This is a genomic window from Klenkia sp. PcliD-1-E (genome assembly GCF_024124375.1).
In the GTDB taxonomy this organism is placed as follows: Bacteria; Actinomycetota; Actinomycetes; order Mycobacteriales; family Geodermatophilaceae; genus Klenkia.
This window is the reverse complement of sequence record NZ_JAMXRZ010000126.1, coordinates 1-11287: the sequence shown is the minus strand read 5'-3', so window position 1 is coordinate 11287 and position 11287 is coordinate 1. Positions and strand designations below refer to the sequence as shown.

The 11287-nt window shown below is 76.6% G+C and carries 11 protein-coding genes and 1 pseudogene; 5 read left to right on the top strand and 7 right to left on the bottom strand.

Annotated features, from left to right (window positions below; all coding sequences use genetic code 11):
• The 3 genes from cobG to NH342_RS24375 form a co-directional block, all read left to right on the top strand.
• Positions 1-1093: precorrin-3B synthase (gene cobG, locus NH342_RS19200; protein ID WP_253017315.1), on the top strand; the 1093-nt coding region annotated here is incomplete at its 5' end.
• A complete protein-coding gene (locus NH342_RS19195) occupies positions 1090-1713 on the top strand; it encodes a precorrin-8X methylmutase (protein ID WP_253017313.1) in 624 nt (207 codons plus the stop codon). The genes cobG and NH342_RS19195, both read left to right, overlap by 4 nt.
• The gene (locus NH342_RS24375; protein WP_253017311.1) at positions 1710-3260 is read left to right on the top strand and encodes a precorrin-2 C(20)-methyltransferase; all 1551 of its coding nucleotides are present in this window, start codon (positions 1710-1712) and stop codon (positions 3258-3260) included. Before NH342_RS19195 ends, NH342_RS24375 begins: the two co-directional genes overlap by 4 nt.
• A 19-nt stretch (positions 3261-3279) precedes the next feature.
• Here the strand turns inward: NH342_RS24375 and NH342_RS19185 are convergent, their stop codons facing one another.
• Positions 3280-4668: a short-chain fatty acid transporter gene (locus tag NH342_RS19185; RefSeq protein WP_253017309.1), complete on the bottom strand. Its 1389-nt coding sequence runs from the start codon at positions 4666-4668 to the stop codon at positions 3280-3282.
• Between the two features lie 114 nt (positions 4669-4782).
• On the opposite strand from NH342_RS19185, the pseudogene NH342_RS19180 reads away from it, so the two are divergent.
• Positions 4783-6000: pseudogene (locus NH342_RS19180) on the top strand (MFS transporter); the annotation flags it as partial.
• Here the strand turns inward: NH342_RS19180 and NH342_RS19175 are convergent.
• The 6 genes from NH342_RS19175 to def all read right to left on the bottom strand — a co-directional run bounded on the left by NH342_RS19175 (position 5987) and on the right by def (position 10540).
• The gene (locus tag NH342_RS19175; protein ID WP_253017305.1) at positions 5987-6595 is read right to left on the bottom strand and encodes a PilZ domain-containing protein; all 609 of its coding nucleotides are present in this window, start codon (positions 6593-6595) and stop codon (positions 5987-5989) included. The pseudogene NH342_RS19180 and the gene NH342_RS19175 sit on opposite strands and share 14 nt — an antisense overlap.
• 103 nt (positions 6596-6698) lie before the next feature.
• Positions 6699-7358 carry an HAD hydrolase-like protein gene (locus NH342_RS19170; protein ID WP_253017303.1) on the bottom strand — a complete coding sequence of 220 codons (660 nt, stop codon included), beginning with the start codon at positions 7356-7358 and terminating at the stop codon, positions 6699-6701.
• Positions 7346-8062: a cobalt-precorrin-6A reductase gene (locus tag NH342_RS19165; RefSeq protein ID WP_253017301.1), complete on the bottom strand. Its 717-nt coding sequence runs from the start codon at positions 8060-8062 to the stop codon at positions 7346-7348. The genes NH342_RS19170 and NH342_RS19165 overlap by 13 nt, the downstream gene beginning before the upstream one ends.
• A complete protein-coding gene (gene cobM, locus NH342_RS19160) occupies positions 8059-8799 on the bottom strand; it encodes a precorrin-4 C(11)-methyltransferase (RefSeq protein ID WP_253017299.1) in 741 nt (246 codons plus the stop codon). Before cobM ends, NH342_RS19165 begins: the two co-directional genes overlap by 4 nt.
• Complete coding sequence (cbiE, locus tag NH342_RS24370) at positions 8796-9986, bottom strand: precorrin-6y C5,15-methyltransferase (decarboxylating) subunit CbiE (RefSeq protein WP_253017297.1); 1191 nt, start codon at positions 9984-9986, stop codon at positions 8796-8798. Before cbiE ends, cobM begins: the two co-directional genes overlap by 4 nt.
• Complete coding sequence (gene def / locus NH342_RS19150; RefSeq protein WP_253017295.1) at positions 9983-10540, bottom strand: peptide deformylase; 558 nt, start codon at positions 10538-10540, stop codon at positions 9983-9985. Before def ends, cbiE begins: the two co-directional genes overlap by 4 nt.
• A 33-nt stretch (positions 10541-10573) precedes the next feature.
• Here def and NH342_RS19145 point away from each other — a divergent pair.
• On the top strand, positions 10574-11287 hold a 714-nt coding region (locus NH342_RS19145; RefSeq protein WP_253017293.1), incomplete at its 3' end, for a CobD/CbiB family cobalamin biosynthesis protein.

The following is an 11287-nucleotide window of genomic DNA, read 5'->3' as shown; positions in this document are numbered from 1 at the left end:
CGCCGACGGCCGGCTGGCCCGGGTCCGGGTGCCCGGCGGGCTGCTGACCGGCGCACAGCTGCTGGCGCTCGCCCAGGCCGCGGTCGACCTGGCCGACGGCGCGCTGGAGCTGACCAGCCGCGGCAACGTGCAGCTGCGCGGCCTGGCCGACGACGCCCCGCCCGAGCTGGCCCGCCGCCTGCACGGGGCCGGGCTGCTGCCGTCCGAGGCCCACGAGACCGCCCGGAACGTCGTGGCCAGCGTGCTGTCCGGGCGCTCCGGCGGCCTGGTCGACGTCCGGCCGGTGGTGCGGGCCTTCGACACGGGCCTGGTCGCCGACCCCGCGCTGGCCGACCTGCCCGGCCGGTTCCTGGTGACCGTGGACGACGGCCGCGGCGACGTGCACCACCTGACCGGGGACGCCGGCCTGGTCGCGGTGGCGCCCGACGCCCTCGCGCTGGTCCTCGCCGGGCAGGGCACCGATCTGCAGGCCACCCCCGCCGCGGCCCACGACCTGCTGCTGCGCGTGGCCCGCGCCTTCCTCGAGGAGCGGCGCGCCCAGGCCTCGCGGGCCTGGCGGCTGCACGAGCTCAGCGACGGCCCGGCCCGGGTCGCTGCCCGGCTCGGCGGGTCCACCGCGACCGTCGCACCCGCCCCGGCCGACCCGCCGGTCGGTTCGGTGGAGCAGGACGACGGCCGGGTGGCGCTGGTCGGGCTGGTGCCGCTGGGCCGGCTCACCACCGCGGCGCTCGACGTCCTGGTGCAGGTCACCGCGGCGCTGGGCAGCGAGGTGCAGCTGACGCCGTGGCGCAGCGTCGCCGTCCCCGACCTGCCCGACGAGTTCGTCGACGACGTCGCGACCGCGCTGCACCACGCGGGGCTGGTGTTCGACGCGGCCAGCCCCTGGGCGCAGGTCACCGCGTGCGCCGGGCTGCCCGGCTGCGCGAAGTCGCGGGCCGACGTCCGGGCCGACGCCGCGCGGGCGGTGGCCACCGGCTCGCTGCCGGTCGAGGGGCCCCAGCACTGGGCCGGGTGCGAGCGCCGCTGCGGGCGCCCGGCAGGATCGGTCGACGTCCTGGCCACCGGCCAGGGCTACGAGATCGGAGCAGGGTGAGCTACCAGTACGAGCACGACGGCGCGGAGATCTACCGGCAGTCCTTCGCCACCATCCGCCGCGAGGCCGCGCTGGACCGGCTGCCGGCCGACGTCGCGCAGGTGACGGTCCGGATGATCCACGCCTGCGGCCAGGTCGACCTCGTCGACGACGTGGCCTGGTCCGACGGCGTCGTCGGCAGGGCCCGGACGGCGCTCGAGCGCGGCGCACCGGTGCTGTGCGACGCCCAGATGGTGGCCGCCGGCGTCACCCGCAAGCGGCTGCCGGCCTACAACGAGGTCGTCTGCACGCTGAACGACCCGCGGACGCCGGACCTCGCCGCGGCGCTGGGCACCACCCGGACGGCGGCCGCCCTGCAGCTGTGGGGCGACAAGCTGGACGGCGCCGTCGTCGCCATCGGCAACGCGCCCACCGCGCTGTTCCACCTGCTGGAGATGGTCGCCGCGGGCGCACCCCGCCCGGCCGCGGTGGTGGGCATCCCGGTGGGCTTCATCGGCGCGGTGGAGAGCAAGGAGGCCCTCGCCGCCTCCGACCTGGACTTCCTCGTCGTCCGGGGCCGGCGCGGTGGGTCGGCGATCACCGCCGCCGCGGTCAACGCGCTCGCGAGCACCGTCGAGTGAGCGGGCGCCTCTACGGGGTCGGGCTGGGCCCCGGCGACCCCGAGCTGGTGACGGTCAAGGCGGCCCGGCTGATCGGCGCGGCCGACGTCGTCGCGTTCCACGCCGCCCGGCACGGCCGGTCGGTGGCCCGGGCGCTGGCCGAGCCCTACCTGCGCGCGGGGCAGGTCGAGGAGCTGCTGGTCTACCCGGTGACCACCGAGGGCACCGACCACCCCGGCGGCTACCAGGGCGCGATCGACGAGTTCTACGCCGCGGCCGCCGAGCGCCTGGCCGCCCACCTGGACGCCGGCCGCGACGTCGTCGTCCTGGCCGAGGGGGACCCGTTCTTCTACGGCTCCTACATGCACATGCACAAGCGGCTGGCCCACCGGTACCCGACCGAGGTGGTGCCCGGGGTGACCAGCGTCAGCGGCGCCGCCGCGGTGCTCGGCCGACCGCTGGTGGAGCGCGACGAGGTGCTCACCGTGCTGCCCGGCACGCTGCCCACCGAGGAGCTGGCCGCCTGGCTGGAGAGCACGGACTCGGCGGCGGTGATGAAGCTGGGCCGCACGTTCGGGGCCGTGCGCGACGCCTTCTCCGTGGCGGGCGTGCTCGACCGCGCCTGGTACGTGGAGCGGGCGACCACCGACCGGCAGCGGGTGCTGCCGCTGGCCGACGTCGACCCGGACACGGTCCCCTACTTCTCCCTCGCGCTGCTGCCGAGCGAGCTGACCGGCCCGGGCAACGACGCCGCCGACCTCGTGGCCCCGGTATCGGAAGCTCCACCCCCCTCGTCCGCTGCGATGGAGGGGGTAGAGCTTCCGACACCTCCCACGGTGGGCTCGGTGACCGTCGTCGGGCTCGGCCCCGGCGACCGCTCCTGGACGACGCCCGAGGCCGCCACCGCGCTGGCCGAGGCCGACGACCTGGTGGGCTACGGCCCCTACCTGGACCGGGTGCCGACCAACCCGCGGCAGGTCAGGCACCCCAGCGACAACCGGGTGGAGGCGCAGCGGGCCGCCGCCGCGCTGGAGCTGGCCCGGTCCGGCCGCCGGGTCGCGGTGGTCTCCTCGGGCGACCCGGGCGTGTTCGCGATGGCCGCCGCGGTGCTCGAGGTGGCCGCGGCGGACTTCCCCGACGTCCCGGTCCGGGTGCTGCCGGGCGTCACCGCCGCGCAGGCGGTGGCGTCGAAGGTGGGCGCACCGCTGGGGCACGACTTCTGCATCCTGTCGCTGTCGGACGTGCTCAAGCCGTGGGACGTCGTCCTCGACCGGTTGCGGCACGCGGCGGCCGCCGACCTGGTGATCGCGCTCTACAACCCCCGCTCCAGGGCCCGCCCGCAGCAGCTGTTCGACGCCCGCGCGGCCCTGCTCGAGGTGCGCTCCCCCGACACGGTGGTGGTGGTCGGTCGCGACGTCGGCGGGCCCGAGGAGTCGGTCACGGTGACCACCCTGGAGGCGTTCGACCCGGGCACCGTCGACATGCGCTGCCTGGTGCTGGTGGGCAGCAGCCAGACCCGGGTCACGCCGTCCGGCCAGGTGTACACCAGCCGCACCTACCCCGGCTGAGCGCACCCGGGACGGGGGCTCAGGCCGCCAGCCCGAGGAGCAGCAGGGTGGTCGCGAAGACCACGCCGGAGGCGATCAGCGTGACCGTGGTGTAGCCCAGGATGTCGCGCATCTTGAGCCCGGCGATGGCCAGCACCGGCAGCGCCCAGAACGGCTGGACCATGTTCGTCCACTGGTCGCCGTACGCGATGGCCATGATCGCGACGGACGGGTCGACGCCCAGCTGCTGGGCCGCGTCCAGGAAGACGGGCCCCTGGACGGCGAACTGCCCGCCCCCCGAGGGCACGAAGAAGTTGACCAACCCCGCGGCCAGGAACGCGAGCACCCCGAACGAGGCCGGACCGGAGATCCCGACCACCGCGTCGGAGAAGACCGTGATCAGCCCGGAGGCCGACATGATGCCCATGATCCCGGCGTAGAGCGGGAACTGCAGCAGGATCTCCCCGACGTTGGCGGCCGCGTTGCGGACGAGGGCGACCAGCTCGAAGGGGTTGCGCACCAGCAGGAAGATCAGCGCCAGGAACGTCCAGTTGACGATGTCGAGCGTGGCCGTGCCGCCCTGCGCGTAGTGCAGGACCAGGTAGGCGACCAGCGCGAGCCCCACCAGCAGGGTGAGGACCCGGCTGGCGTCCACCCGGTCGGCGGGGGTGACGACCTCGTCGTCCAGGTCGACGGCATCGGTGCCCCGGGCGTCGAAGTGCAGCTCGACGACCGCCTCGTCGCGCTTGGGCGCCGCCAGTGCCAACGCAGCCGCTACCACCACGATGGTCACCGCCGCGGCGGTGAGGTTCCACCAGGTGAAGACCGTCTCGGTGACCGGGATCGTCCGGCCCAGCTGCTCGGCCAGGAAGGACCCCTCGGTGGCCGCCGTCAGCGGGCCGGAGCCGGAGTACCCCATGTGCCAGATGACGTAGCCGGAGTACCCCGCCGCGACCAGGAGCGGGAAGTGCAGCCGCAACCCCTTCTCGCGGCCCTGCGCGGCCACCTCCTTGGCGAGCAGGGCACCGACGACCAGCCCCAGACCCCAGGTGATCAGCGAGGCCAGGGACGCCACCACGAAGACGAAGACGTAGGCCTGCACGGTGCTGCGCGGCACCCCGCCCAGCCGCGCCAGCAGCCGGCGGACCGGGCCGGTGTTGGCCAGCGTGTGCCCGAGCAGCAGGATCAGCGCCATCTGGGTCATGAACGCCAGGAGCCCGGAGAGCCCGTCGCCCCACCCGGTGATGAGCCCGCCGACCCCGACGTCGGTGAGCAGCAGCGCCAGCAGCGCCACGACGAAGGTCAGCACCACCGCGAAGACCAGCGCGCTGGGGATGTACCTCTCGACGACGGAGTTGACCGGGCGCATCAGCCCGGACAGGCCCGCGGAGCGTCGCTCCGGCTCGGTGTTCGGGGACGTCCTGCTCATCGTGGTCTCCTCGGGGCACCGGGGCGTGCGGGACGGACCGGGACACGTTCGCACAGCCCGCGCACAGCGGCTGCCCGAGCTCGACCCGCCCGCCGGGGCAGGAACACTTCGGTCCGCCGGGGTGCTACCACCCGCGTGCGCACACTCTCCCGGCCGGCGGCGTTCTGGTCGGTGGCCGTGCTGCTGGTCCTGGTGCTCGCCGCCTCCGGCGTCCCGTCCCCGCTGTACCAGGTCTACGCAGCGGAGTTCGGCTTCGGCACCGGCACGCTGACGCTGGTCTTCGCCGTCTACGCCTTCGCGCTGCTGCTGGCCCTGCTCACCGTCGGCGCGCTGTCCGACCACGTGGGCCGCCGTCCGGTGCTGGTGGTGGCACTGCTGGTCGAGGCCGTCGCGATGGGCTTGTTCGTGCTGGCCGACGGCGTGGTCTGGCTGCTCGTCGCCCGGGTGGTGCAGGGGCTGGCGACCGGCGCGATGACCGGGGCGTTCGGCGCGGCCCTGCTGGACCTGCAGCGCCCGACGAAGCCGCTCGGCCCGCTGATCAACTCCGCCTCCCCCGGTCTGGGGCTCTCCCTCGGCGCACTCGGCGCCTCCGTCGCCGTCCAGCTGGTCACCAGCCCGGGCGAGTGGGTGTTCGGCGTCCTGGCGTTCGTGTTCGTGCTGGCCGCCGGCCTGACCTGGGTGGCGCTGCCGGAGTCCTCGCCACGGGCGCCGGGCGCGCTGGCCTCGCTGCGCCCGAGCGTGCACGTGCCGCGCACCAGCCGGCGGGCCTTCCTCGTCGTCCTGCCCTGCCTGGCCGCGACCTGGGCGCTCGGCGGGCTCTACGCCTCGCTGGGCCCCTCCCTGGTGGCCGGGGTGTTCGCCGTGCAGAACCACGTGGCCGGCGGGCTGCTCATCCTGGCGCTCAACGGCACCGGCATCGTCGGGTCGCTGGCCACCCGCGGGCTGGCCCCCGCGACCGGCATGGTCACCGGCGCGCTGGTGTTCGTCCTCGGCGTGGGCGGCACGGTCGCCGCCCTGGCCGCCGGCTCGCTGCCCGCGTTCTACGTCGCCGCGGTGGTCAGCGGCTTCGGGTTCGGGTCGGCGTTCCTGGGGGCCATGGCCACGGTGACCGCCGGCGTCGACCCGGCGCAGCGCGCGGGCCTGCTGTCGGCGGTGTTCACCGTCAGCTACCTGGCCTTCAGCCTGCCGGCGATCGCCGCGGGCCTGGCCGCCGGGCCGCTGGGCCTCACCACGACGGCGGAGGTCTACGGGGCGGTGGTGGTGCTGCTGGCCCTGACCGCGGTGGCCGGGCTGGTCCGCGACCGCCGGACGGTGGCGGTCACAGCAGGCTGAGCCGCCGCTGCTCGCGGAGGGCGGCGAACACCTGCGCGCGGATGAGGTCCTGCAGGCTCTCCGCCAGGTCGACGAAGGCGACGGTGACGTCCCAGCCGGACTCGTCGCCGATCACGGTCTGCAGCTGACCGGGCAGCGGGAAGACCGCGCCGCGCAGCAGCATCCCGATGTCCGCCGACGCGCCCTCGACCGGGGCGGTGCGGGCGGGTTCGAGCCGGCCCCGCAGGCCGGCCTCGCTGAGGTCGGTGGTGCGGCCGCGGAAGACCGCCCCCGTGTCGCGCTGGACCAGCTGCAGCTTCAGGCGCAGCGGCGCGCGGACGGCGTCCCGCCGGTTGCCGCGCTCGGCGGCGCCGACCGGCAGCAGCTGCCACCGGACGCCGTCGCGGACCGGCCAGCGCATGGCCACGCGGGCCAGCACGGTGTGCACGCCGCCGGGGGCGGTCCAGTACAGCCGCAGCGGCTCGGTGGCGACCGGCGCCACGGGGAGCTCGACGACGACGCCGTCGGCGTGCCGCTGGGCGACCCGTCCGGTGACCACCTCGGCCCCCGCGACGACGTCGACCAGCGCCCCCGGCACCGGCAGCTCCTCGGTCACGTCCACTCCTCCGTCCGTGCGGCGCTGGTGCGCCCTCCGAGCAGGGTCATCGGCCGCGACCGGGCCGTCGATGAGCCCCCGGGAGGGTGATCACCCGCCCGGGTCAGGCCCGCACGCGGCGCAGCGCCCCCGGGACCTCGGCGGGCTCCGCGACGACGACGGCGGCGCCGGCCTGCTGCAGCTCGCCCGGGCGGGCCGGTCCCCAGCCGGCCCCCACGCAGGGCAGGCCGTGCACCCGCGCCCCGACGACGTCCTGCGCGCGGTCGCCGACCAGCACCGGCTGCTCGCCCGGGTGGGCGGCCAGCGCCAGCCCGACGACCTGCGGCTTGTGCCGCACCCGGCCGTCCAGCGTCGCGCCGTGCACCCCGGCGAACGCGTCGCGCAACCCGGCGTGCTCGAGGACCCGCTCGGCGAAGGTGGCCGGCTTGGAGGTGGCCACGGCGAGGACCTGGCCGTCGGCGCGCAGGGCATCCAGCAGCGCCGGGACGCCGGGGTACACCGACGCGTCGAGCACCGCGCCGGCGGCGTAGTGCGCGCGGTAGGCGGCGACCGCGCGGTCGACGTCGGTGCCCTCGAGCCCGAAGTGGGTGGCGAAGCCGTCCTGCAGCGGCGGCCCGACCATGGCCGCGAGCTGGTCGGGCGTCGGTTCGGGCAGCCCGAGCGACGCGGCGGCGACCCGGATCGAGGCGTGGATGCCGGGTGCGGAGTCGACCAGCGTGCCGTCGAGGTCGAAGAGGGTCAGCGTCGGGATCAGCGCAGCCACGCGGCGGCCTCCTCGACGGTGCCCACGACCGGCACGCCGGCCGGCAGCGGTGGGCGGCGGACCAGCACGACCGGGAGGCCGAGCTCGCGCGCCGCGACCAGCTTGGCCGCGGTCATGTGCCCTCCCGAGTCCTTGCTGACGACGACGTCGACGGCGTGCTCCCGCATCAGGGCGAGCTCGTCGGCCACGGTGAACGGCCCGCGGGCGAGCACCAGGGTGGCCCCGGCCGGCAGCGGCCCGGTCGGGGGGTCCACGCAGCGCACCAGCACGCGGCCCGGCAGCCCGGCGAAGGCGGCCAGGCCCTGCCGGCCCGTGGTGAGGAAGGTGGTGCCGGTGACCATCCCGCTGACCGACGACGCCGCCTCGTCGAGGTCGGCGGCCCAGTGCCAGTCGTCGCCGGGGCCGGGGGTCCACCCGGGGCGCTGCAACCGGAGCAGCGGGGTGCTGCCGCAGGCGGCCGCGGCGTTCGCGGTGATGCCCGCGGCGAAGGGGTGGGTGGCGTCGACGACCGCGGCCGGCCGGTGCTCGGCCAGCCACGCGGTGAGCCCCTCGACCCCGCCGAACCCACCCACCCGGACCTCGCCGTCGGGCAGCACCGGGTCGGCCAGCCGGCCGGCGAGGGAGGAGACCACGTGCCCGCCCCGGGCGGTGAGGACGGCGGCCAGCTCCCGCGCCTCCCCCGTCCCGCCCAGGACCAGGATCATCGCGGTCGGGTGGTGGAGTACAGGTGGCTGTCGGGGAACGCGGCCGCGGTGAGCACCGGGCCGACCACCACCACCGCGGTGCGGACGACGCCCGCCGCCGCGACCTGGTCGGCGATGTCGGCGAGGCTGCCGCGCAGCACCAACTCGTCGTCCCGGGACGCACGGGCGACGACCGCCACCGGGCCGTCGGCGCCGTAGTGCTCGGCGAGCTGGGGGGCCAGCTCGGCGATCCGCTGCACGGCCAGGTGCAGCACGATCGTCGCGCCGGTGGCGGCGTAGGCGGCCAGTTCCTCCCCCGGCGGCATGGGCGTGGAGCGGGCCGACGTCCGGGTGAGCACCACGGTCTGGCCGACGCCGGGGACGGTCAGCTCCCGCTTCAGCGAGGCCGCCGCGGCGGCGAAGGCCGGCACCCCGGGGACGACGTCGTAGGGCACCCCGGCGGCGTCCAGGCGGCGCATCTGCTCGGCCACCGCGCTCCAGACCGAGGGGTCGCCGGAGTGCAGCCGGGCGACGTCGTGCCCCGCCGCGTGCGCCGCGACGAGCTCGGCGGTGATGGCGTCCAGGTCGAGGTCGGCGGTGTCGACCAGCCGGGCGTCGGCGCGGGCGGTGTCCAGCAGCTCGCGCGGCACCAGCGCACCGGCGTACAGCACGACGGGGCAGGCGGCGAGCAGCCGGGCGCCGCGGAGGGTCATCAGGTCGGCGGCCCCCGGGCCCGCCCCGATGAAGTGCACGGTCACCTCGTGCCGCTCCAGATGGTCACCGGCATGGCCGGCTTCCAGCCCAGGAACCCGCCGACCGGCTCGGCCCGCTGCACCGCCAGCCGCACCAGCGCGCCACCGGACCGGGACTGCCAGTCGGCCAGCACGGCCTCGCTCTGCACGGTCACCGCGTTGACCACCATCCGCCCCCCGGGTGGCAGCGCGTCCCAGCAGGCGTCCAGCAGCAGCGGCGTGGTGGCCCCGCCGCCGACGAACACGGCGTCCGGCTGCGGCAACCGGCCGAGGACGTCGGGGGCGCTGCCGTGCACCACGCGCAGGTAGGGCACGCCCAGCCGGGAGGCGTTGCGGGCGATCCGCTCGGCCCGCTCGGCCACGGCCTCGACCGCGACCGCGCGGCAGCCGGGGTGGGCGCGCATCCACTCGATGCCGATCGAGCCCGACCCCGCACCGATGTCCCACAGCAGCTGGCCGGGCACCGGGGCGAGCCGGGCCAAGGTGACCGCGCGGACCTCGTTCTTGGTCAGCTGGCCGTCGTGCTCGTAGGCGTCGTCGGGCAGACCGGGGGTGGTGGGCAGCGGCGCGGTGCCGCGGACCGCGCGGCACTCGACGGCGGTGAGGACCAGCGGCGGCGGCTCGGCGCCCCACCCGGCCGCCGTCCCGGAGGTGATCGTCTCCTCGGGCCCGCCGAGGGAGGCCAGCGCGGTGACCACCGAGTCGCCGTAGCCCCGGGCGGTGAGCAGCCCGGCCACCGCGGCGGGGGTGCCGCCGTCCGACCCCAGGACCAGCAACCGGGCGCCGGGGTGCACGTGCGGGTGCAGCAGCTCCAGCGGCCGGCCCACCAGGGACACCACCGGGGTGTCCTCGACCGCCCACCCCAGCCGGGCGCAGGCCAGCGACACCGAGGACGGCGCGGGCAGCACCCGGACGGCGTCGGCGCCCAGCTCGCGCACCAGCGTCGTCCCCACACCCGAGAGCATCGGGTCGCCCGAGGCCAGGACGACGACCGACCGGCCGGCGAGCTCGGCGAACAGCCCCGGGATGGCCGGGACCAGCGGGGAGGGCCAGGGCCGGCGCTCGGCCTCCACCGGCACGAGGTCCAGCTGGCGCGGGCTGCCGACCAGCACGTCGGCGGCCTCGACGGCGGCCCGGGACAGCGGCGGCAGCCCGTCCCAGCCGTCGGCCCCGACGCCCACGACGACGATCACGCGGGCAGGTCCCCCTGGGGCCCCGCGGCCTCGGCGAGCAGCTGGTCGCGCTGCTCGGCGGGCAGCCGGTCGACGTAGACGGTGCCCTCCAGGTGGTCGCACTCGTGCTGCAGGCAGCGGGCGGCCATGCCGGTGGCCTCGATCGAGGTGGGGTCGCCGTGCACGTCGACGCCGTCCACCCGGGCGCGGAAGGCGCGGTCGAGCTCGGCGTAGGGGCCGGGGACCGACAGGCAGCCCTCCTCGGTGCGCTCGATCTCGGGCTCGTCCTCCAGCGGCTCGAGCACGGTCAGCCTGGGGTTGACCACGTAGCCGACCACGTCGTTGCCCTCGGCGTCCGGGCAGTCGATGACGAAGACCTGGGCGTCGACGCCGATCTGGTTGGCCGCCAGGCCCACGCCGTCGGCGGCCTGCATGGAGGCGAACATGTCCAGCACCAGGTGCCGCAGCTCGCGGTCGAAGGTGGTCACGTCGGCGCAGCGCCGGTGCAGCACCGGGTCGGTGCCGTAGGTGACGATCGGCCGGGCGACGCCGTCGTAACGGCCGGGCAGGCGCATGGGGGCGAATCGTAGTTGGCACCATCGGGCCCCGTGGACCTCGCCGGAGCTGCCGGGATCGCCCTGGGCGCGGCGGCCGACCTGCTGTTCGCCGACCCGCGGCGCGGGCACCCGGTCGCCGGCTTCGGCCGGGCGGCCGCGGCGGTGGAGCGGGTGACCTACCGGGACTCCCGGACGGCGGGGGCGCTGCACTGGACGGCCTGCGTGGTCCCGGTGGCCGCGCTGGGTGCGGTCCTCCCGCGCCGGACGGCGGTCACGGCGGCAGCCACCTGGGCAGTGCTCGGCGGCACGTCGCTGGGCCGGGCGGGGACCCGGATGGAGGCCCTGCTCGACGACCTGCCCGCCGCCCGCGCGCACCTGCCCACCCTGGCCGGCCGGGACCCGTCGTCCCTGGGCGAGGCCGAGCTGGTGCGGGCCACCGTGGAGTCGGTCGCCGAGAACACCTCCGACGCCGCGGTGGCGCCGCTGGTGTGGGGCGCGGTCGCCGGTGTCCCGGGGCTGCTGGCCTACCGCGCGGTGAACACCCTGGACGCGATGGTCGGGTACCGGTCGGCCCGCTACGCCCGCTTCGGCTGGGCGTCGGCGCGGGCGGACGACGTCGCCAACTGGGTGCCCGCGCGGCTGACCGCCGCGCTGACGGCGGTGGTGGCGCCGCTGGTGGGCGGGTCGGCGTCCGGGGCGCGGGCCGCGTGGCGGCGGGACGGCGCGGCCCACCCCAGCCCGAACTCCGGCCGGTGCGAGGCCGCG